Annotated in this window: 1 protein-coding gene; it reads right to left on the bottom strand. The window is 66.5% G+C overall.

Annotation, left to right across the window (positions count from 1 at the left end; genetic code table 11):
* Nucleotides 1-980, bottom strand: a 980-nt coding sequence (locus tag ACF8K2_RS02970; protein ID WP_392463398.1) for a DUF6531 domain-containing protein, incomplete at both ends; no start/stop codon positions are given.

Raw genomic sequence — 980 nt, 5'->3', positions numbered from 1 at the left:
GCCTTGGCGTCAGGCCCGGTGCCTTGCCATTGCAGGTTGATGCCGCGCCCGCTGCGGTCGCTGTAACGGGTGATCAGGTGATCTTGGTACTGGTAGCTCCAGCTGGCCTGGTGCTCATCGTCGGCCTGCAGCAGGTCGCCGTGTTCGTCGTAGCGATAGGCGGCCAGCTGGCGGTGTGGTTGGCCGTTGCGCACCTGCCACAGCGCACTGATCCGACCGTGTTCGTCGAGCGCGGTGGCCAGGTGCTGGTGCTGCACCTCGTTCTGGTAGGTCACTAGGTCCGACAGCACCGGGGTGCCCTGGTGATGGTGCTCATAGTGCAGGTCGATACGCGCGCCGCCGCGTTGGCGGATGCTCTGCAGCACGAAGCGATCGCCCTGGCGCTGGTAGCTTTCCTGGCTGGCATAGCCGCGGGCGATGACCAGTTGCGTCTCTTGGGTGCGAATCAGCACCAGGCCTTCGATGGCGTCGTAATGGTGCTTGCCGATTTTCGGCAGCGGGTAGGCGTGGCTGCGACCGTCCGCGGCGTGGTAGAGCACGCCCTGCTTGAGCACATCGAGGCAGGTCGAGAAGGGTGTGATCCAGCGGGCGCCGAACACGCCACGGTCGAGCGCCGCCAGGCTGGAGCGGTAGGTGCGTGACCACTGCAGCGCAAAGCAGCCGGGCAAACTGAAATCGGTGTGGGTGAGGGTTTCGCTGCCACGGGCGAAGCTGATGCTGCGGCAGGTCGAGGGGCAGCCGTCCTTCTTGGCGGACGGATCGGCTTTGGCCGGGGCTTCGCTGGAGCGGGCGACCAGTTGGCCCTGGCCACTCACCGCAGTGGCCTGGCTGGTGCCGTGCGGGGCGATGTTCTGCGCCTGGGCCCTGCGGCCTTTGCGATTGGCCAGGGCGGTCAGCAGCATGCTGACCAGGTAGCCAATGCTCTGGGTGTTGCTCGGGTCGGCCAGGGCGTTGATATTCCGGTGGGCGTTGGCGCCGAT

The sequence above is a fragment of the Pseudomonas sp. xss_2 genome (assembly GCF_043104195.1).
GTDB classification, from domain to species: Bacteria; Pseudomonadota; Gammaproteobacteria; order Pseudomonadales; family Pseudomonadaceae; genus Aquipseudomonas; species Aquipseudomonas urmiensis.
This window is presented reverse-complemented; position numbering and strand designations above follow the sequence as displayed.